This window comes from Sphingobium salicis subsp. salicis (assembly GCF_049472635.1).
GTDB lineage: Bacteria > Pseudomonadota > Alphaproteobacteria > Sphingomonadales > Sphingomonadaceae > Sphingobium > Sphingobium yanoikuyae_A.
The window spans coordinates 1,532,056-1,552,790 of record NZ_JAYRCS010000001.1; the positions used below are offsets into that span (position 1 = coordinate 1,532,056).

General features: G+C 57.4%; 15 protein-coding genes, 1 pseudogene and 1 other annotated feature. Of the genes and pseudogenes, 8 read left to right on the forward strand and 8 right to left on the reverse strand.

Going from position 1 to position 20,735, the window contains the following annotated elements; translation table 11 throughout:
- Nucleotides 1-53: 53 nt before the first annotated feature.
- The gene (locus VHN57_RS07295; protein ID WP_423283319.1) at nucleotides 54-1,319 is read right to left on the reverse strand and encodes an oligosaccharide MFS transporter; all 1,266 of its coding nucleotides are present in this window, start codon (nucleotides 1,317-1,319) and stop codon (nucleotides 54-56) included.
- 152 nt (nucleotides 1,320-1,471) lie between these two features.
- On the opposite strand from VHN57_RS07295, the gene VHN57_RS07300 reads away from it, so the two are divergent.
- From VHN57_RS07300 to VHN57_RS07310, 3 genes are read left to right on the forward strand one after another with little or no spacing between them, the layout of a single operon-like run.
- Nucleotides 1,472-2,536 (forward strand): LacI family DNA-binding transcriptional regulator, encoded by a 1,065-nt coding sequence (locus tag VHN57_RS07300; protein WP_423283321.1) that lies wholly within the window; start codon nucleotides 1,472-1,474, stop codon nucleotides 2,534-2,536.
- Between the two features lie 32 nt (nucleotides 2,537-2,568).
- A complete protein-coding gene (locus VHN57_RS07305) occupies nucleotides 2,569-3,456 on the forward strand; it encodes an ROK family protein (protein WP_423283323.1) in 888 nt (295 codons plus the stop codon).
- Between the two features lie 9 nt (nucleotides 3,457-3,465).
- A complete protein-coding gene (locus tag VHN57_RS07310) occupies nucleotides 3,466-5,187 on the forward strand; it encodes a glycoside hydrolase family 43 protein (protein ID WP_423283325.1) in 1,722 nt (573 codons plus the stop codon).
- Between the two features lie 497 nt (nucleotides 5,188-5,684).
- Here VHN57_RS07310 and VHN57_RS07315 read toward each other — a convergent pair whose 3' ends face one another.
- The gene (locus VHN57_RS07315) at nucleotides 5,685-5,903 is read right to left on the reverse strand and encodes a hypothetical protein (RefSeq protein WP_423283327.1); all 219 of its coding nucleotides are present in this window, start codon (nucleotides 5,901-5,903) and stop codon (nucleotides 5,685-5,687) included.
- Between the two features lie 214 nt (nucleotides 5,904-6,117).
- Here VHN57_RS07315 and istA point away from each other — a divergent pair, with 214 nt between their 5' ends.
- A complete protein-coding gene (istA, locus tag VHN57_RS07320) occupies nucleotides 6,118-7,620 on the forward strand; it encodes an IS21 family transposase (RefSeq protein WP_380799335.1) in 1,503 nt (500 codons plus the stop codon).
- On the forward strand, nucleotides 7,617-8,462 hold the full coding sequence (gene istB, locus VHN57_RS07325; protein WP_380798881.1) for an IS21-like element helper ATPase IstB: 846 nt from the start codon (nucleotides 7,617-7,619) through the stop codon (nucleotides 8,460-8,462). The genes istA and istB overlap by 4 nt, the downstream gene beginning before the upstream one ends.
- Before the next feature lie 78 nt (nucleotides 8,463-8,540).
- Here istB and VHN57_RS07330 read toward each other — a convergent pair whose 3' ends face one another.
- The 5 genes from VHN57_RS07330 to VHN57_RS07350 form a co-directional block, all read right to left on the reverse strand.
- Nucleotides 8,541-10,607, reverse strand: coding sequence for a heparinase II/III domain-containing protein (locus tag VHN57_RS07330; protein ID WP_423283329.1), 2,067 nt, complete (start codon nucleotides 10,605-10,607; stop codon nucleotides 8,541-8,543).
- 51 nt (nucleotides 10,608-10,658) lie between these two features.
- Complete coding sequence (locus VHN57_RS07335) at nucleotides 10,659-11,483, reverse strand: IS5 family transposase (RefSeq protein ID WP_125990377.1); 825 nt, start codon at nucleotides 11,481-11,483, stop codon at nucleotides 10,659-10,661.
- Between the two features lie 63 nt (nucleotides 11,484-11,546).
- Nucleotides 11,547-14,324 carry a TonB-dependent receptor domain-containing protein gene (locus tag VHN57_RS07340; RefSeq protein WP_423283331.1) on the reverse strand — a complete coding sequence of 926 codons (2,778 nt, stop codon included), beginning with the start codon at nucleotides 14,322-14,324 and terminating at the stop codon, nucleotides 11,547-11,549.
- A gap of 92 nt (nucleotides 14,325-14,416) precedes the next feature.
- A complete protein-coding gene (locus VHN57_RS07345) occupies nucleotides 14,417-16,270 on the reverse strand; it encodes a glycoside hydrolase family 97 protein (RefSeq protein ID WP_423283333.1) in 1,854 nt (617 codons plus the stop codon).
- A gap of 51 nt (nucleotides 16,271-16,321) precedes the next feature.
- Nucleotides 16,322-17,454, reverse strand: a protein-coding gene (locus VHN57_RS07350) for an IS3 family transposase (protein ID WP_148564904.1) whose coding sequence is annotated in 2 segments (ribosomal slippage) — nucleotides 16,322-17,193 and nucleotides 17,193-17,454 — 1,134 coding nt in all. Because the reading frame shifts where the segments join, the coding sequence is not laid out codon by codon here.
- A 156-nt stretch (nucleotides 17,455-17,610) separates the two neighbouring features.
- Here VHN57_RS07350 and VHN57_RS07355 point away from each other — a divergent pair.
- Nucleotides 17,611-17,784 carry a hypothetical protein gene (locus tag VHN57_RS07355; protein WP_423283335.1) on the forward strand — a complete coding sequence of 58 codons (174 nt, stop codon included), beginning with the start codon at nucleotides 17,611-17,613 and terminating at the stop codon, nucleotides 17,782-17,784.
- Nucleotides 17,785-17,907: 123 nt separating this feature from the next.
- On the opposite strand, the gene VHN57_RS07360 is transcribed toward VHN57_RS07355, so the two are convergent.
- Complete coding sequence (locus tag VHN57_RS07360) at nucleotides 17,908-18,534, reverse strand: FCD domain-containing protein (protein WP_423283337.1); 627 nt, start codon at nucleotides 18,532-18,534, stop codon at nucleotides 17,908-17,910.
- On the opposite strand from VHN57_RS07360, the gene VHN57_RS07365 reads away from it, so the two are divergent.
- Both VHN57_RS07365 and VHN57_RS07370 read left to right on the forward strand, forming a co-directional pair.
- A protein-coding gene (locus VHN57_RS07365) for an IS3 family transposase (RefSeq protein WP_423282422.1) occupies nucleotides 18,466-19,694 on the forward strand; the annotation gives its coding sequence in 2 pieces (ribosomal slippage) (nucleotides 18,466-18,754 and nucleotides 18,754-19,694; 1,230 coding nt in all). The two genes, VHN57_RS07360 and VHN57_RS07365, sit on opposite strands and share 69 nt — an antisense overlap.
- Nucleotides 18,747-18,863 (forward strand) — a sequence feature (AL1L pseudoknot). Its footprint overlaps the gene before it by 117 nt.
- A 195-nt stretch (nucleotides 19,695-19,889) precedes the next feature.
- Nucleotides 19,890-20,680, forward strand: a pseudogene (locus VHN57_RS07370) (IS5 family transposase).
- Nucleotides 20,681-20,735 lie beyond the last annotated feature (55 nt).

Here is a 20,735-nt window from a genome sequence, read left to right on the forward strand (position 1 = left end):
TAGCGCTTACGGTTCATTGATGATCGAAGTCATTAAAGGATTTCCTCAAAGAGCTAGAAACCTTGCGCGGCTGCACTCGCGCTATTGGGAGCATTTTCTACAACACGCCTCGAAACATGTTCGGGCGGGGTCGGAGCAAGGGCGAAGAATGACCAAATCCAGAACAGCATCGCAAAGCCTGCGATCAGGAAATAGGTATGCTGGAAACCGAACCGGTCGTAACTGATGCCGACAATCGGCGAGAGGACCGCAAGTCCTAGCGAGTGCCCGAAGCTGACACCGACCATATAGACGGTGGCTGAAAACCTCGCCTCGAAATGATGCGCGATGTAGCGAAACAACGATACTGCCAGAATGGGCAATTCAACGGCATGAGCCATTTTGCACATCGAGATTGTTATCGGTCCGACCGCCAACCCGGATCCAGCAATGCGCAGGATCATGATCATGGCCGCGAGCAATAGGCCGCGCGTAGCTCCGATCCGTCGTACAATGAGAGGAGCGATAAACATCCCTCCTGCCTCCACGAATATCTGGGCGGAGTTGAGATATCCGAACATTGCGTTCCCTTCCTCAGGTGAAGGGAAAAGAGAGGAAAAGTAGAAGGGGAACTGCTGATCATAGACCAAGTAGAGATTGGTCACCCCGAGGATCAGGATCATGAATCGCCAGAATTTCGGTTGCGATAGCAGCGAAAGCGAATCCTTTAGCGTCAGCCTGTCCGCAGCTGCCTGGGCATCTGGATCAGGCTCAATTTTCGCGAGCCTGATCAGTGGAAGCAAGAGTAGGCCTGCTGCACTGGCCAGGAAGAAATTGATGGACGGATCGATATTGTACAGTCGGCCTGAAAAAGCGGCGGCCGTAGCAAAGCCAATCGATCCCCAGAGGCGAGCCCGACTATATTCGAACTTATACCTGCGTCCGACGCGGTCGATATAGCTCTCCAGGGCGTAGCTGCCCGCCATGAAAGTGAAACCAAGATACAGGCCGCCGATGACCGCGCCTGCGGCGAGATTATGATGCAGCAGTGGCGCGTAAACGTAGAGGAAAAAAGGACCTGCAAGGATCACCAGCAGGGCGATGAAGGTTGGAACGACTTTGCGGAACCCCATCCGATCCGAGAAAAATCCGTAGACCGGCTGCGCGAGCATCGCGCCAACCGAATTCACGGCGAAGATGGTGCCAGCCTGGGTTCCATTCAGATGGAGCGAACGCGTGAGCCATATCGACAGCAAGGAGATTGCCATCGCTTGCGCGAAAAAGAAGCAGAAAAGGAATGCGCTTAACGCGACATAATTTCGCTGACGAAGAAGGGGCACGACATCCTCATAATCTGTTATCGATATCAAATATGCCTCGTTGGAAATCGCTTGGCAAGCGCTATTGATTGACAGACCCGACGAATGGGTTATCGATATCAATAAGCGCCGGCTTGCAATCGCCGGGGGCTGTGGTGAGGAAGTCTCGTCGAATGGCTGGTGATAAAGAGGATAAAGACGGAGGTGTTAAGAGCGCTCACCGTCCAGTGGTGACGATCCATGACGTGGCACGTCATGCCGGTGTCTCGTCCATGACTGTTTCCCGCGTGATGACGGGGAAGCGACATGTGAGTGAGGCGATGCGTGACAAGGTCAACGCTGCCATCGCTGAGCTTGATTACTCGCCCAATCTCACCGCCCGGAGCTTCTCGAGCGCGGTTCGCGTGGGCGCGATATATTCCAATCCTTCTTCGTCGAACCTTGGTGCGTTTTTGATGGGGGCGTTTCGTCAAAGCGGTGAGAGCGGTTGTCAGTTTCTGATCGAATCAGGTCGTAACGAAAAGGAGGCTCTGGAGGGGCTAAAGCGGCTCATAGAGTCGCGAATTGGGGGGGTAATCCTTCCGCCTCCCTTGTGTGACTCCCAAGCCGTACTGGATCTCGCCCTTAGCTCGGATGTCATACCTCTTGCGTTTGCGACCGCCATTCCACGAGAGGGCGTTTCGGCGATAATCGTGGATGACTACAAAGGCGCGTATGACATGACGCGCTACCTTATTGGTCTCGGCCATCGAGCAATAGGATTTGTTCAGGGGGATCCCCAGCATTCACCGTCGCAGCGCCGCGAGCAGGGCTACAGAGCGGCTATGGCTGGCGCATCGCTGATGATTCGAGATGACTGGATCGCCCCTGGCCTTTTTACCTATCGTTCCGGCCTTGATGCTGCCCATCAATTATTGGCGGGGCCGGACAGGCCGACCGCTATTTTCGCAAGCAACGACGACATGGCTGCAGCTGTCACGGCGATTGCGCATGGAAAAGGGCTATCCATTCCGGACGATTTGTCGGTCGTCGGGTTTGACGACGCGCAGATAGCGTCGACAGTTTGGCCTGAACTTACGACAATCCGTCAGCCAATCTCAGACATGGCATCCCGTGCAGTCGCGCTGCTTAGCGATCAGGTTCGCCAGGCTCGCACCGGCGTGAAGCCGGAAGTTCGGCATGTGCGTGAAATGTTGACGCTGGTGAAGAGGGCCTCGGCAGACGGCGTGCCCGGTTAGCCAGAAAACTTTCCCTTAACCGAGGAAAATTCATGACGATTTATGGCGCCATTGAAGCGGGCGGCACTAAGTTCGTGTGCGGGATCGGCAGCGCTCAGAGCGGTTCGATCGAAACAAGGACCATAGCAACCCGCGATCCCGACACGACATTTGGTGAAGTGGCGGACTTTTTCAAAGAAGCTGGTCGGCATGGGCCGATTGCTGGCCTTGGAATAGCAAGTTTCGGTCCTGTCGAGCTGCGGGCTTCTTCAAGCCGCTACGGCCAAATCCTGGCAACGCCCAAACCATATTGGGAAGGGGCGGATATGCTCGATCGGACGCGGGCCTTTCTCGACGTGCCGATGGTGATCGATACGGACGTCAACGCAGCAGCTTTGGCAGAAGCCGCCGCGGCTGGCCCTGATATTACCCAATTGGCCTACGTCACCGTAGGGACTGGAATCGGTATCGGCTTAGTGAGCGGTGGTCAGCCGGTCCATGGTCTTAGTCATCCTGAGGCCGGTCACATCCTGCCCCGCAGGCATCCCTTTCATGAAGGGTTTGCTGGCGTTTGCCCATTCCATGGAGATTGCCTTGAAGGCCTTGCCAGCGGTCCGGCAGTGGCTGCGGCTTGGGGTGAGACACCTTCGCATTTTCCCGATGATCATCCGTTCTGGGACGTGGAAGCGCATTATCTCTCACAGCTCTGCATGACCTTGTTTCTCACAGTGTCGCCGGAACGCATCGTGCTTGGGGGAGGGGTGATGAAGCAGGAGCGTCTCTTCCCACTCATCCATCAAAAGACGGCAGATCTGTTGGCAGGCTATTTTGGGGCAGTGACGAACGCAGAGCAAATGGCCGAGCGAATTGTTGCGCCGTTATGCGCCGAACCTCCAGGTCTCATTGGAGCATATTTGTTGGCTGAACGCGGTCACAGCTAAAAGCGGGAGATGGCAGGGATCATGGTCTACCGGCTAAAGGTGGGGCTTTCGTTATTCTCGTTAGCCTGCTGCGTCTCCCCGCAGCTGCTTGCCGCAGATGGAAGGTGGTTTGCAGATCAAGGCGATGGAACCTATCGAAACCCGGTGTTGATCGGAGACTATTCCGATCCAGATGTAATTCGGGTTGGCGATGATTTTTATCTAACAGCTTCGTCCTTCACGGATGTGCCCGGCCTGCCGATTCTCCACAGTCGCGATCTCGTAAACTGGACAATCATCGGGCACGCGCTAGCAAAAATACCGCCAGATGCGCATTTTGCCGTGCCACGGCGCGGAGGGGGTGTTTGGGCGCCCGCAATACGCCATCGTAACGGCCGGTTCATGATTTACTATCCCGATCCCGATGGAGGGATTTATGTTGTCTCAGCAGTTGATCCCCGTGGACCATGGACTTCACCGGTGCAGGTCGACGCAACCCCTGGAGTAATCGATCCTGCTCCGTTCTGGGATGATGATGGGAAAGGATGGCTCGCCTATGCATATGCGAAAAGCAGATCCGGGAGAGCGAATATAATTGCGCTCAAGCGACTGAACAAAGAAGGAAATTCGACCGAAGGAGCAGAGCTGGTCATCATAGACGGCGACAAGCAGCCGCCTGTGATGACGAGCTTAGGAGCTCGGCCTTGGCAAACGACAGAAGGGCCGAAGCTCTATAAACGAGACGGTTACTATTATGTCTTTGTGCCGAGCGGCAGCGTGAAGGGCGGCTGGCAAGGCGTCTTTCGAAGTCGATCGATTACCGGCCCCTATGAAGGGCGGAATGTCATGGATCAGGGGCGAACAGAGACCAACGGCCCTCACCAAGGGGCCTGGGTTGCGACTTCTCAAGAGGAAGACTGGTTTCTGCATTTCCAGGACCGAGACAGTTACGGCAGAGTTGTCCATCTTCAACCAATGCGTTGGGTGAATGGCTGGCCGGTCATCGGTGAGACCTCTGAAAATGCGAGCCGGGGTCAACCTGTTTTTCGGCATCAAAAACCTAAAGTCGCAGCGCAGCCGATAGCGGCGCCGGTGTCTGACGACGATTTCGCTGACAGGATAAGCTTAGCCTGGCAATTTGGTAGCAACCCCTCAGCAGACTGGATGTCCGTCGAAAGCGGGTGGCTTCGGCTCAAATCGGTGACAGGATCTCAGGATCTCTATGAGAATGGAGCTATCCTCTCCCAAAAGCTGCCCGCAACCTCGTTTACTGCGACAACCCTTATGCGCCCCGAGTTCAAACGTGAAGGCGAGCGGGCAGGCATTTCGGTCCACGGTACTAATTTTGCGTGGATTGGCGTTGAGCAAGGAAAGGCCGGCTTGCAGCTTGTTCAGGTCACAAAAGACAAGTCGATCCCAGGTAGCCCGATTAGCGAATACGCTGGACCCAAGCTTTTAACCGACAAAGTCTGGCTCCGCATGCAGGTGAAGCCAACCACGGTCGAGGTGCCACCGCCCGATTTCTCACCGTATTGGCCGTCGATGTTGCGAGAGACACACATGCATGTCGTGTTCAGCTACAGTCTTGATGGGATCATGTTCACGCCATTGGGGTTGCCGTTTCAAAGCCGGCCTGGGCGTTGGGTTGGAGCGCAGATTGGTTTGTTCGCTCAAGCCGCCTTTGCGAAGCCGGCCGGAGTAGCAACGACGGTAGGCTACGCCGATTTCGACTGGTTCAAGATCACGCCGTGAGAAGACCACTCCCTCGTTCGTGCAGCTAGGCTAAGGTGATCAAGCGGTCTGGTCCCCGCCCAAAAGAAAACGGGCCGCCGGAGAGGGGCGGCCCGATGAGTTAAGGGAGGGTGAGGGGGAAGTGTTCGTGCAGAAACCCTGCCCCCTCGCATCGACTCAGATGATCAGACGAAATCCCTTGGCTGAAAGCCGGCGATGAGGCGAATGCAGCTTTCACGTCGTGGCACTGAAAGCTCATTCGGATAGGTCTGAAGCATCTGATATCGATAACAATCTTCTACCGCTTCTTGGGATGTCGCGCAATCAAAATCAGCTGTTTCTCTCGAATTATGCTGCGCGCTGACAGGTTTAGGGGGCATCATACAAAGTCCGCATGACCAGGCTCTCACGCGACAGATGCGGACACCAAACGCCACCGGCCCTGAGATGGTCAGCCAGAGATTTTATGATGCGTGACCGCGCGATGATCTTAGCCCAGCCATCAGTCAGCGCTGTGATCAGTTGCTCGAGATGAGTGTGTAGCCGTCCTTACAAGCGACAGCTTTTCCTTCAATCGATAGCGACGTGCTGCATTTAAGACGAATGTTCGCGTGCGGCTGGTTATTCAGTTCAACCTTTCCACCCCGTCCTAGGTCGATATGCATCGATAATTTCGACAGAGAGTCGAGCAGGGCTGAGCCATCCTTGCGGACATAACTGCCGTTGACGATCAGCATTTGGTCGGGAGCCGTCGCGGGCGATGTGCCGCGCGACAATCAGGATGAGAGAGCAGCGTCAATCAAGATGAGAATCGCCACCTGCTGATCCGGCGTAGGGCGTAGCCCGGAGCCGGATCAGCAGGTGGCGATTGCGCCCTTTCTGGGGGCGTTTCTGGTGGTTGCGGCCGGTCAGGTACTCAGAGGCATAACTTCGAGAGAGGGGATGCCGCGGATGCCGGGCCGCCACGTCAACGATCATCAGATGAGGCTCTACATGAAGTTCCGACATACCCATGCCGTGCCGGTGGCCGCTGCAAAGGCCGGGATCAGCACGGCGACAGCCTATCGCATTGAGGGAGATCCTCGGCTTCCATCCCAGAAACAGGCCCAGCGAGAGCGGCGGCGCCCGGATCCGTTAGCCGGGATATTCGAGGAAGAGGTCGTGCCCTTGCTTCAGGCGGCGCCTGGCATCAGGGTGGTTGCCATTTTCGAGGAGATGCTGCGCCGGCATCCTGATCTCGATGCGGGCATCCGACGAACATTGGAGCGACGTATCCGGGCGTGGCGGGCCATTCATGGCCCTGAACAGGAAGTGATCTTCCGACAGACGCATGAACCAGGACGGCTCGGCCTGTCGGACTTCACCGAGATGAAGGATGAGGAGGTAACGGTCGCTGGCGTGCCGCTCGACCATCGCCTCTACCATTTCCGTCTGATGTGGTCGGGCTTCGAACACGCCCATGTCATTCTGGGCGGCGAGAGCTATGTCGCTTTGGCCGAGGGGCTGCAAAACGCCCTGTGGGCCGTCGGCGGCGCCCCGACCGAGCATCGCAGCGACAGCCTGTCGGCCGCGTTCCGTAACCTGGATGCCGACGCCCGGCAGGATCTGACGCTGCGCTATGACGCCCTGTGCGAACATTATGGCATGACGCCGACGCGCAACAACCGCGGCATTGCCCATGAGAATGGCGGGATCGAGAGCCCGCACGGGCATTTGAAGGCGGCTATAAAGGACGCGCTGCTGATGCGCGGATCGCGGGACTTCGATGATCTGGCGAGTTACCGGCACTTCATCGACGAGGTCGTCAGCCGCAAGAACCGCCGCAATGGCCCGCGCATCGACGCCGAGCGTGCGGTATTGCAGCCGCTGCCTGGCGCGCGCACCAGCGATTATGAGGAGACGATCGTCACGGTCACCTCGAGCAGCAGCTTCACCCTTCGCAAGGTGTTCTACACCGTGCCCTCACGGCTGATCGGACACAGGCTACGGGTCCGGCTTTACGATGACCGGCTCGATCTCTTCATCGGCGGCACCCACCTGATGACGTTGCGGCGCGGACGGTCCTTCAACAATGGCGCCCACGGCCATGTGGTCGATTATCGGCACGTCATCCATAGCCTGCGGCGCAAACCCATGGCGCTCCTGAAGCTGGTCTATCGTGACCAGCTGTTCCCAAGGGAGCCGTATCATCAGACCTTTGACCGGCTCATCGCCGCGTTGCCCGAACGGACCGCTTGCCGGCAGATGGTAGAGCTGTTGGCAATGGCGCACGAAAGAGCCTGCGAAGCGGAACTCGCGGAACTGCTGGCCGCTGACGTGGCTGCCGATCGTCTCCCTGACATGGATGCCTTGCGGAAACGCTTTGCTCCAGATCCAGCGGCGCTTCCCGATGTGGTGGTGGAACTGGTCCCCCTTGCCACCTACGATGTTCTCCTGACGGGAGAAGCCGCATGAGCCGGAACGCACCCGCTATCGACGCCCAGCGCCTGAGCCTCATCCTCAACGACCTGCGCCTGCCGGCGATCAAACTGGTCTGGTCCGACTTCACCACGCGGGCCGATAAGGAAGGCTGGCCTGGCGCCCGTCTGCTCGCGGCGCTCGCCGAGCATGAGATCGCAGAACGGGATCGTCGCCGGATCGAAAGGCATCTGGGCGAAGCCCGCCTGCCACCGGGCAAGACCCTCGACAGCTTCGCCTTCGACGCGGTGCCGATGATCTCGCGCGCCCAGGTCACAGCGCTGTGTTCCGGCGATGGCTGGCTCGAAAAAGGCGCCAACCTCATCCTGTTCGGTCCACCGGGCGGGGGTAAAACCCATCTGGCAGCGGCAATCGGTCTCGCGCTGATCGAAAATGGCTGGCGTGTCCTGTTCACTCGCACCTCCGATCTGGTCCAGAAACTTCAGGTCGCCCGCCGCGAACTGGCGCTCGAGGCCGCGATCGCCAAGCTCGACAAATATCATCTGCTGGTCCTCGACGACCTCGCATATGTGACCAAGGATCAGGCCGAAACGTCCGTCCTGTTCGAGCTGATCAGCGCGCGGTACGAACGGCGCTCCACGCTCATCACCGCCAACCAGCCCTTCGGTGAATGGAACCGGGTCTTCCCCGATCCCGCCATGACGCTCGCCGCCGTGGACCGCCTTGTGCATCACGCGACGATCTTCGAAATGAACGTCGAGAGCTACCGCCGCCGCTCGGCGATCCAGCGACAATCACGCGCTGGCCGGCCAGCGACCTTCGCGACAATCAAGTCCACCGAGGAAATGTCGCGCAGCGACAATCAAACCTGCGAGTAGCGCTTGCCAGCGTCAATCAAAGCAGGCACCACATGAACACCGCGACGATCAGTTCTCATCCTGATTGACGCCAGCTTCTCATCCAGATCGCCGCGCTATAGGCGATGCGCCCCGAGGCCAGCTGATCGCGAATAGGTATGCATCGGTCTCATATCCCGCGAGCGTGGTGTTCGCATTGCGATGTCGCAGGCGCCCATCTGCGAGCTTGTTCATATAGACTTCGGTCGTGCGATCCGGACCCAGAATGCGCACCCCAATCCAGTCGAGGCCCTCAAGCTTCTCGATTTTGGATACCGGACGGTTCTCCCGTAGCGGCTGAATGGCCACCAGGAATTTCTCGCGATCAGTTTTGCCTGCCGGCTGAAACCCGAGGTAGCTTTGCTTGACCTGCGTTTCACCATCCTTGAGGCCCTCATGTTCGGACAGCCTCATCGCATAAGGATAGTCAGTAGGGAGACCGCCATCCGGCAAGGTGTTTGGGAAAAGTGGGGTCACGTCTGCCGCGGCGGTGCCGTTATGGATTCGAATTGCCTTGCCAGTTTTCTTGGCATTCCCTTGATAGTGGAACAACCATTCGAACTGACCGATCTCCCAGCTGCGCAGGTCATCAATGATCAATATGGTGTCGCCGATCCAGAGAATATTGCGGTAGTTGCGCTGGAAATAGCGAGAGGTCGGGCCGGTCGCGTCGGCCCAGGCGTACCGTATGTCAGGCGTGCTCAGGACATGGTCGATCGCTCCCATGAAATGGGATCCATCATAGAGGTCCGACGGCGGTTCAGCCTTGCCATCGATCGTCACGACATTGTGCGCGACGCTCTGGCGGAAATACCCGTCATATTCTGGGGTCGAATAACTTGAGTGACCCGAGTCCACGATCAGGCTTTGCCCTTTGTGATACAGGTTGAAGCTACCTGCGTCGGCGTGGTTGTGGTTCCAAGTGAACCCCGACTTGAGGGCAAACAGGGTGGCATCTTCGTTCCAGCTGTCACGCATCGAAAGCAGTCCCTGACTTGGGAATGCCGTCGTTGTGCCCTTGCTAATAGGCGCTCTTGCTGCCTGGCGCTCTGCGGCGCTTGGGAAATAGGGGAGGTTGATTGCATCTTTCCAGGCATCTTTTTCCGCCACGCCTGAGAAGCCTGCTATATAGGTCAGATAGGCTGGATTTCGATCGCCCAAGGCCCAGAAGTCGGCGAGGGTGTGGCATCCGCAACTTGGCGGCCTGCTGTCACCAAAATTGAGAGAGCTCCACCCGCTGGTTTTTGGATAGGCGGCGGCGATGAAATAGTCTGCTGTCTTCTCAAGGTTGGCGATCGGAGATGGCTGAGCCCCGAACGCTTCTACCCAGGAGCGGCGGAAGAGCATGAGGCTGTGAAGGCCGAGTTCGGCGTAGCCAATCGTTTCGGAATAGGCGCCATCCGTTCCAAAGGTTGCAGGCTTACTTTCGATCCGCGAGCCGGTGAATGAGAACCATTCGGTGCTCGCTTGATCGATCCGCTTGGCCCATTCGAGAGCGCGCGAGTCATCATCCTTCAAAGCAAGCGCGGCAACGCCCGCGCCAAAAACAATATGTCCCCACCAGTTATGGCCCATTGTGTCCAAGGCATGGATACGCTTGCGACCATCAATCCAGTCGTCAACGATCGGCTCGATCGCACCATTGATGATGCCTTGGACAATGATATTTCGATCGGCGGAAGACAACGTCGGTCGTATTGCATCATAGGCTATGCCGCTGCTTGCGGCTGCGAAGCCCATTCCCAGATCGGACTTCCAGGGCGGGTCTCGGCGCGCTAACGGAAGATCTGTGAGCCAGTCCTTTTTTTGGGCTCGAGCTATCAGAAGATCGCGGGCGGCCCTGGCATATTTGCCGTCATCTGTGACGCGATAAGCTAACGCTAGAGCTTCAAGAGCTGCATCGATATTGCGGTCGCCCTTGGGTTGGGTGGCGATGGCATCATCGGCGATTTTCTTCTGCACATTCCAGCGAGCCGCCGCCTCACTGTCTGATGCCAGCAGCTGTTTCACTCTGGCCATGTTAGCAGGATTGAATGCCAGGGTCGGCACATCCGCTGCCATGGCTGGCGTCAGACCGGCCGCTAGGGCGGCTGCAGAGAGCGTGAGGAAGAACTTCTTTCTGATCATGATGTCAAAAACGCACTGCCATGGTGAGGAAGTAAGAGTCCGTTTGGAAAATCAGGGATGAGCGTTTCGGCGTAGTAGGTTTCCACCCATGGCGACGAGGATCATCGCCTGTGAGACGTCGATGCGCTTTTCGTAGTCGCGGACCAGACGGCGCCATCGGGTCATCCATCCGAAGGTGCGTTCGACGACCCAGCGGCGCGGAAGCACCTTGAAGCCCTGCTGGCGATCGCTTCGACGGATGACCTCCACGACAAAGTCGAGGTAGCTGGCCTTGTCCATGAGCTTGAGGCGATCATAGGCGCCATCGGCAAAGAGATGCTTCACCCACGGCCAGCGCTTGCGGATGCCATCGAGGATCGCCTGAGCGCCTGCACTATCGGAGATATCGGCGGTAGTGAGGTTGACCATCAGCAAGCGTCCATCGGTGTCGACTGCGATATGCCGCTTGCGACCGACGATCTTCTTGCCTGCGTCAAAACCGCGCTTTTCTGCGGAAGGCGCCTTGACCGACTGGCTGTCGATGACCGCCGCACTGGGGCTGGCTTCTCGCCCCTCACGTTCTCGGTCCAACATCAATTCGATGTCGTGGATCGTCTGGAACAGGAACCTGCGTGCCAGCTCCCGAAACCAGCCATAGACCGTCTGCCAGGCGCCAAAATGGATCGGCAGCATCCGCCAACCACACCCCGATCGCACCAGATAGCGGACCGCGTTGATCACTTCGCGGAAATCCACCTCGCGGGGACGGCCTCGACGACCCGGCTTGGGCATCAACGGCGCAAGGCGATCCCATTCCTCATCGGTCAGGTCACTGGGATAACGCTTCGTCTTCTTCGCAATCTGGGCCATCCGCCCCCGGCTCTGCTGCGTCCACATCCAGAGCCTGAATCACGCAGATACGCCTATGACAACCCCTGCCGCCGATTTCCCAAACAGCCTCTAAGATCGAGGGGCGTTGGTCTGCACTTGCGAGAGCGCGTTTGGATATAGCTCCAGGAACTGCTCCTCCGTGAGATTGGACGGCCTTGTGCCGACTTGAGAGACCTGCGTGGGATTGATGTCGTTGAACAGATTGTTGATGTTGAACGATATCTGGATTGCGTCTGACGCATCGAGGCGAAGTCCGAAGTCAGATAGTTTTTGCGCCGGCAGGCGGAATGTATTTCGGACTGTCACCGGCCTGGAACTGATGTAACGGAAGCGATAATAGGCTGTGAGTGGACCGAAATGGAAGTTGGCCGTTCCATTATATGTGACCCTTGCCGCACGCTCCTGGGGACCTGAGATATATTCGGCGAAATCATCATCCTGCGGCTGAATGCCGTTGGGGCATTTCTCAGGGGTGGGGACGCCATTGCAGGTGCCAAGGTTTATACTGGCGAAGGACACTGACCGGCCCCAGTTAAGCGTGAGGACGTTACGGATGTCAAACCACCGTGCGAAACGGATGCTGTTGTCCAGTTCCAGACCGTAGGACCGATAATGGCTGAAGAATGGGCGAGTGGTATAGCGCGTCGCTCCATCGGCCAACAATCCATCGTTCCGTCGAACTGGCACGTTTGTTAGGTCGGTGTAGAACAGCACCGGATTGAACGTTAGCCAGCGATTTCTGTACTGCAGCGACAGCTCCATCTGTTCGATGGTGGGCAGCGGATCGAGCGTATATTCGTCTGCGAGCTTCTGGGAGACATTGAAGCCGTCCCAAAACGCATCCTGGTTTTTTCGCCCCTTTGTGTAGCGGAAATACACGGCGGCCTGATTGCTGAACATATAGCTCACCGCCCCGCTATATTGGAGGTATGATACTCGCTTATCGAAGGTGAAGCGCGTGGCGCTGCTTTCGATTGCGTAGAGATTATCGTAAAGCGTGAGCGGGTCTCCATCCAGGCCGCCGAATGTCCGTGACGTTGCGTCAGGATTGGTGGCAAAGCGGCGATTTTCGCCCCATCCGCGATAGAAAGTGTAGCGGGCTCCGAAGTCGAACAGCAGTTTGTCGTTTGGCTCCCACGTGATCCCAAACAGAGGCGAGATTTCGCGCGTCTTAGCGCGGTCTTGAAGCGTCAGGCCGACAGAACTTCCCAATGCGCCAAAGCCTGCCGGGTCGGTCAATTGGTAAACTGTACCAGCGGCGCCTCCGGCAGTGGTGCTGGTCGTCGTCTGGAATGTCACGTCCAGCGGCGACGGTCCATTTTGCAAGGGCATAACCCCTCGGCCGCCATAGGCGAAATCGCGAGAGAAGCGGCTCTGGCTGAAGTAGACGCCACCGGTTACCGTGATCGTTGAAAAGCTCTTGGTGAGCGTGAAGAGGTCCATGAAATCACGGCTTCGAATGATGCCGTTTGCGTTACTGGAACCTACTGTCAGAATGAGGTTGGTACTATCGATCGGTGCTTCGTTGACGATCGTCTGATTGGGAAGGAGGTTAGGCGTAGTGCGATCGATGCAGTAGCCGTTGGACACTGGAGTGACGCAGATTCCTGACTGGCTTGCAGCGGTAACACGATAGACACGGGCCAGGGTTTGCCCCGTGGACCTGTCACTCAAAGTGAAGAAGCCCGGGGTATTAGCGAGGCCGGCAAGCTGCGTCCTCATCAAGCGGAACGTGTCGGCATTGAGCAGGCTTTGATACCCAATGTCGGTTGCGTAAGTGTGCTCAACCTTATTTTGCTGGACGCGCAGGTTGTTGGATATCTTCCAGCCTCCGCCAAAGTCGTGGTCCCACTTGAGCCCGGCAGCGAGGCTTTCCTCATGGCTGAAATCGCTTGGGTTCCAATAGCGGGAGTCATCCGCTCCGAAAGGGACGGAGTGGGCGATATTCTCGGTCGGAAGAAAGTTGACCGATCTGCCGAAAACATCCGTAAACTGCGGATTATCGAAGCCGTAGGCAAGGGGCCTGTAGCTATCAAGATTGCCGGTATGATCGTTAAGATACTTCAACGTGAATAGAAGTCCGCCAGACCCGAATTTGCTGTCGTAGAGGGCGTTCACGTTACCCTTTATCTGGCCGCCCTTGTTGAGCGGATAGGGGATTTCGCGATAGCCGAAGCTACGCCGATAGTTGCCACCCAAAGACCAGCCAAAAGTTTTGGCGTCGTTACGCGCGCCATAATAAGCGTCGAATTTCTGATAGACATTATCATCACCTTCCAAGCCCAGGCGAGCGATGATCATCCCACCAGGATCAGTGAGGCCGGTCTTCGAGATATAGTTGAACAGCCCGCCCGGCGCATTAGGGCCCGTCACTGCTGCGGACCCACCGCGCACAGCCTGAACCCGCTTGGTCGTGACGTCCGCGCGCAGGAACATGTCAGGTTGGAAATTGGAATAGAGGCTGGGCACGACGGGCATGCCGTCTTCGAGGATCTGAGTCCAATAATAGCCAAAGGTTCCTGAGGCCGTACCGTTAGACAGGCCGCGCGCATACACCGAGTTTTTCGTCTCGCCATTGTCGCTGTTCACAACGACCCCGGGAATTTCCGTCAAAAGGTCTGCGGCGCTTACTGGAACGACGTCGCGGATCTTCTGATCGTTGACGTTCGTAAGTGCGATGGGCGCTTTGCTCGCGAGCGTATCTCGAAGAACGCCTGTCACGACGATATCTGCATCCGAAGCGGGCTGCGTCTGTTGAGATTGAGCCCATACGGGACCTGCGGCAGCCAGGGCTACGACGGAAACGCCTGCCGACGCCGCTGCTGTGAATTTCGAACATCCCTTCATCCCATTCTCTCCCAAAAATAGGTATCGATACCATTTTATGTTTGATCGTCGGGACTGCCGACCGATTTTTCAGCTCGGCAGTCCCCCGAGTCTTAATTCAACTCTTCGAAAAGGATTGCTTGTCCGCCTGACGGTTTGAGATCCAGGGGCAGCACATCTTCTGCCGTAACTGTTCGCGTCAGGATCGACACAGGAGTCAATCTGGGCTGAGCGCCCGCCGCGCCATCTGCAAAGATCGTGGCCTTCCACTTGCCCGTACCAAGGAAGGAGAGAGGCGCAGATATGGTGCGTGGGTCCTCATTGGTCATAGCGCCCAGGAACCAACGGCCTTTGTGGCGCCGCGCCACCGCAACAAAGAGGCCCGGCTGGCCATCGATAGCGCGTGTCTCCTCCCAGGTGGTGGGGCACTCATCAAACCACTTGAGCGGAGGCCACGCGCCGATCGCGTATTTTGACGGGATATCGTACCAATAGAGGAAGGTAAGCGGATTATAATAGACCGCAGCCATCGCCAACTGATGAGCATTGGTCGTCTTGTTCATATAGTGGTCGTAGCAAATCGTGTAGTCGATCGGGCCGGACAAAGCGCGAGTAAACGGAAGGGTGACGTTATGCCGCGCCGTGGGGAACTGTTCATTCCCGCGAACCCCCTCAAGCGCAACATAATTTGGCAAGGTTCTTTCGAGGCCCGCCGGCCTTAAGTTGTCGTGCAGATTTACTAGCAGCTTGGCCTCGCCGCAGGTCTTCACAAGCTGGTAGATAAAATCGACATCTTCTTGCCGTCCTTCCCAGATGAAGCCGAACTTGATCCCGGCAATGCCCCATTTCTGGTAAGTCGCGACGATGTCATCGAGCTGCCGCATGGCAGGTACGCGGTCGACATAGACGATCGTGCCGATGCCTTTTTCGCGTGCCCGCGCTACGATAGTCGGGAGGTCGAATCCGTCAATAGGACGGGTTGCATCGCTGGAGTCGGTTCCATCGCCATACCAGTGAACGTCGAACTCTATGAAATCGAGCTTGCGCTTCTCGGCAAAGGCCAAGCCATCCATGGCGCTCTGGAAGCTATAGGGCGCGCGGATCCGGAATGCTCTGCCGGGCTTGATCCATGATGTGTCCCCGAGACGATTGGGGGTGGCAAGCGTCGGGATTAGCCCAGCCTTTTCGAGCAACCCCGCCGGCTTGTCGCTCACCAGAATGAGCCGCCATGGTGTCGTGAAAGGCGCCTCGACTTCAAAAATAGGGGCGGCATGCGTTTCGCCGGGGCCGGAATAGCCAGTCGCTCTCCCAGGGAAGTGCATGAGTTTCGTCACGACGCTGAGAGGATTGTCGCCGCCGGTAAACATCAGCCGGGGATAATGAAGGCGATCAGATTCGCTTATCGAAAGTGACAACCCATCCTTGGTCAGGGCAAGAAGGGGAGTGTCTGCGAAATTGCCCTTATCGGTGCTATTGGTGAGCTCAGGGTGAGGAACGGGCGCAAGCGCGCCGGGCTTTGAGATGGCATATTCGCCCTCATCCCGGCTGCTCCATATTTCGGTGCCGTCAGCGAAGCAAAATTCGATAGCTTCGCCACCGAGTTTTACCTTCTTTTTCGGGGCCGAAAGAAGAACAAATCGTACCGCTACGCCGTCATTATGCGCAAGCAGATGGATTGAGAACTCGATCTTGGAGCGCCGATCTACAAAGTCCGCCTCGATCTGATTGGCTTTGCCATCATAATTTGAGGCAATTCCATAAGGTGGAGACCAGCTACTATCCACGGCGACTATGCGCTGCCCCTTGAGCCGCGCGCCTGGTCCCAGCAAACGCCCATTGTCCAAGACTAAAGCTAGCTTGGACGGAGAGAGAATAGAAGTGGCTCGGTTTGTCTGAACAGCCTTTGACGTTTGATAAGTGGATCGTCTGCGGTTTGGTTGTTCAAGCTGCTGCCTGCGGGGCGTCATGGAGGTCGGGCGTAGCCCGGCCGGAGTGACGCCCCGCAAGTCGCGGCCAATTCACGCTGCCACGGCCTGTGGCAGATTGTCAAAGTAGGTTTGATCGGGCGTACGTCCGCCGAGGCTCGAGTGAGGTCTCCGGGCGTTGTAGAAGCCCAGGTATCGGCCGATCGAACTGCGCGCTTCGCTGACGCATGCGTAGGCGTGCAGGTAGACTTCCTCGTACTTCACTGAGCGCCACAGCCGCTCGACCACGACATTGTCGCGCCAGGCGCCGCGGCCGTCCATGCTGATGGCAATCTTTTCTCGCATCAGCACACTGGTGAAGGCCTGGCTCGTGAATTGGCTGCCTTGGTCCGTATTGAAAATCTCCGGTTTGCCATAGCGCGCCAGGGCTTCCTCGAGCGCTTCCACGCAAAAGTCGGCCTCCAGCGTGATCGAGATCCGGTGGCTGAGAACCTTGCGGCTGAACCAGTCGACGATGGCGACGAGATAGACGAACCCCTTGGCCATGGGGATGTAGCTGATGTCTGTCGCCCAAACCTGATTGGGCCTCACGATCGGAAGCTTGCGCAGGAGATAGGGGTAGATCTTGTGTCCTGGTGCCGGCTTGGAAGTGCTGGGACGGCGATAGACCGCCTCGATCGCCATCTTCTTCATCAGGCTCGCGACATGGCAGCGGCCGATCGTGATGCCCTCCTGACGAAGAAAGTCGCGCATCATCCGGCTTCCTGCGAACGGGAACTCCAGATGCAACGCGTCGATGCGACGCATGATTGCGAGGTCTTCGGATGAAACCGGCCGCGGCAGATAATAGACACTGCCCCGGCTGATCCCCAGTTCCTTCGCCTGCCGCTTCACCGGCAAGGTGTGCGTTCGATCGATCATCGCTTTGCGCTCGGCAACAGACCTGCCTTGCCGAGCGCGCCTTCCAAAAAATCATTGGCCAGCGTCAGTTCGCCGATCTTGGCGTGAAGCGTCTTCACGTCGACGGCCGGTTCGTCCGACGCCTTCTCCGAGCCGAACACGCCCGCCGCCCCTTCGAGCAACTGCGTGCGCCACGTCGTGATCTGGTTGGGATGCAGATCATAGTCGTGCGCCAGCTCTGCCAGCGTCTTCTCGCCCTTGATCGCGGCAAGCGCCACCTTCGCCTTAAATGCCGGGCTGTGGTTGCGCCGGGGTCGTCTGCTCATTCTCTGCTCCTGTCTCGCAGCCTTCCTGGCTGCTCCGAGGCAGAAAATCCAATTATCTCAGTGTGCAGATTCTCCAGGCCACCTCTAATGACGCGGTCGTTCGCTTTCGCGGACCATTTGGGATAATCGGCGGATTGCTTCGGAAGAGCTAGCGCAATGCTGATAGCGCCGTTCGGAGAAGAGACCGTTAAGGTCTGGTCCGGCTTTGGTTCTGCCGCCGATGCCGACAAGGACGCGCCCGAGCAGCTGATTGCCGATACCGTCGCACCTGCGAGGAATGTTCGGCGGGAGGTGGCAGCGGTCATTCAATCTCTCCTGTTATCAGTATAATCTAACGATATCCCATTTAGAGTTGATATCGATAACAGATTATCCTTGCAAGCACTTGGTGCGCATCGATCGCTCGATAAATTCAGTTCGTTTATGAGGTTCGGGACGGCTGTTGCGTTGGCGTCATTTGCGACAGCATGCTGCAACTGGACCACTTTTTGCCGGGCGCAATTTGAACGGGACGTGGGGAAGGGCGATCAAAATCTCATACCCTTTCATAATCTCGCCCATGGCAAGGTCTGCTTCGCTGCCGCAGCGACTGCGAACAGCTTCAAGCAATCTTGTGTAATTGCCTAAGGTAACGTCTGTGCAGGGCTTTTCGGGGATAATCCAGTACAAGATCGATATGAGACCGGCGCCCAAATTGGCCAGAGCGTCATTGCCGATCGATCGGTGTAGCCGAGCATGAAATTGCGCTTGGGGGCAGAGGAGAGGGGGGGCAGGAGTTGCAACGCCCATTGCTCTGAGTTGATGGTCTAATTCAGTCAGATCTCGTTGAGATCGTCGTTCGGCTGCGAGGCGTGCGGCTCGAGGTTGAATGATCATCTGAAGCTCAAAAATGTCGTGTAGAAATTCGCGATCAGGAGCGCTCGAAAAGGCCCAGGTTAAAAGCTCGGGATCGAGCAGGTGAACCGCACCGGGATTGCCGGAGGCCCTAACTCCTGAGAGGAAGGGTCTACGATGAGCAAGACGACGAACAAGTTTGCACCCGAGGTTCGCGAGCGGGCGATCCGCATGGTTCTGGATCATGAAGGTGATTATCCTTCCCGCTGGGCGGCGATCACATCGGTGGCCGAGAAGATCGGGTGTTCCGGGCACACGCTGCTGGAATGGGTGAAGAAGTCCGAGGTGGACAGCGGCAAGCGCGGCGGGGTGCCGACGGAGACAGCCGAGAAGCTCAAGGCGCTTGAGCGTGAGGTCCGCGAACTGCGGCAAGCTAACGAGATCCTTCGCAAGGCGTCGGCATATTTTGCTCAGGCGGAGCTCGACCGCCCGTTCAAACGATGATCGCCTTTATCGATGAACATCGCGATGCCTATGGGGTCGAGCCGATCTGCCGGGTTCTGCCGATCGCCCCATCCACCTATCATGAGCGCGTCGCCAAACGACGCGACCCCGCACTGCAGTCCGCACGCATTCGACGAGACGAGGCTCTGAGGCCCGAGGTTTTGCGCGTGTTTGCGGAGAATTTCGGCGTTTACGGCGTGCGCAAGGTGTGGCGGCAGATGAAGCGCGAGGGTTTCGATGTTGCTCGCTGCACCGTGCAACGGCTCATGCGAGATCTTGGCTTGCAAGGGGTGATCCGGGGCAAGCCGGTGCGCACCACGATTGCCGATAAGGCAGCACCATGCCCGCTGGATCAGGTCAATCGCCAGTTTCATGCTCCGGCACCGAACATGCTCTGGGTCTCGGATTTCACCTATGTCGCGACCTGGGCGGGGTTCGTCTATGTCGCCTTCGTTATCGACGTCTACGCCCGCTACATCGTGGGCTGGCGCGTCAGCAGAACCGCGCACGCCGGCTTCGTGCTGGATGCGCTGGAGCAGGCTATCCACGATCGGCGGCCTGTTCACCGAGGCGGCCTGGTTCATCACAGCGACCGCGGATCGCAGTACGTGTCCATCAAATATACCGAGCGTCTCGCCGAAGCTGGCATCGAGCCGTCAGTTGGAAGCGTTGGAGACAGCTACGACAATGCTTTGGCCGAAACCATCAACGGTCTCTACAAAGCCGAGGTGATCCACCGTCGAGGGCCTTGGCGGTCGTTTGAGGCCGTTGAGTACGCTACGCTGGAATGGGTGGACTGGTTCAATAATCGGCGGCTCTTGGAGCCCATCGGAAACATCCCACCGGTCGAAGCCGAGCAGCGATATTATGCCATGCTGGACGACGTCCCACTGGCAGCCTAATTTAAATGAAATGGCCTTCGGCAATCCCGGTGCGGTTCATACCCAGACCTGAATGATGAACTCTTGAGCTTGCAAGCCAATATAATCCGGCAACGGCTTATGGGTCAGTCATTTGACCAAATTGACACCCTGCTAGGTTTCGTGGACAAAGGTTGACAGCAGGATCGGGCGTTGATTCAAGGCTGCCTTTTGGAGGTGGCGTTGGGCGAGCGTATTGGGCTGACGGAGGACGAGTGGGGGATCATCGGCACATTACTGCCATCTGAGCGTGGTCGTGGCTGTCGTCCAGCACAGGACAACCGGCTGTATTTCGAAGGCATGATGTGGATCGCCCGCACAGGTTCGCAATGGCGCCACTTGCCGGATGAATATGGCAAGTGGAACAGCGTTTTCCGCCGCTACCGGCGCTGGGTTACGACCGGGGTGTTCGAGGCGATGCTCGAGACACTGGGCGAAATGGTGGCTCGTGATGCCACTGCGGACATGATCGACAGCACCGTGGTCCGAGCACATCATTGTGCCGTCGGCATAAAAAAGGGACTCAGGAAACCGAGGCGCTTGGCCGATCGCGAGGCGGATTCAGCACAAAGCTCCACGCCCGCTGCGATGCCAAAGGCCGACCGCTCGGCTTTGTCCTGACGCCGGGCCAGAGCCACGATATCCAAGGCTTTGGCCCGCTGTTCCGTTTGATTGCTCATAAGATCGAGGCATTGTTGGCGGACAAGGGCTACGATGCAGATGCCATCCGCGAGGAATTGGCCAATGCTGACGTTGAGGCTGTCATTCCCGCCAAAAGCAATCGGCGCGATCCAATCCCACACGATCGCGAAAAATACCGTTGGCGCAATCTTGTCGAACGCCTCTTCAACAAACTCAAGAACTGGCGGCGTATCGCAACTCGATACGACAAAACCAAAGAGTCCTACCTCGGCTTCGTCAATCTCGTCTCAGCCCTGCAATGGATACCCTTTGTCCACGAAACCTAGAAGGATTAGAGCCTGAGCCGGATGCGGTTCGTTCACTAGCCACCTATATTAGTTC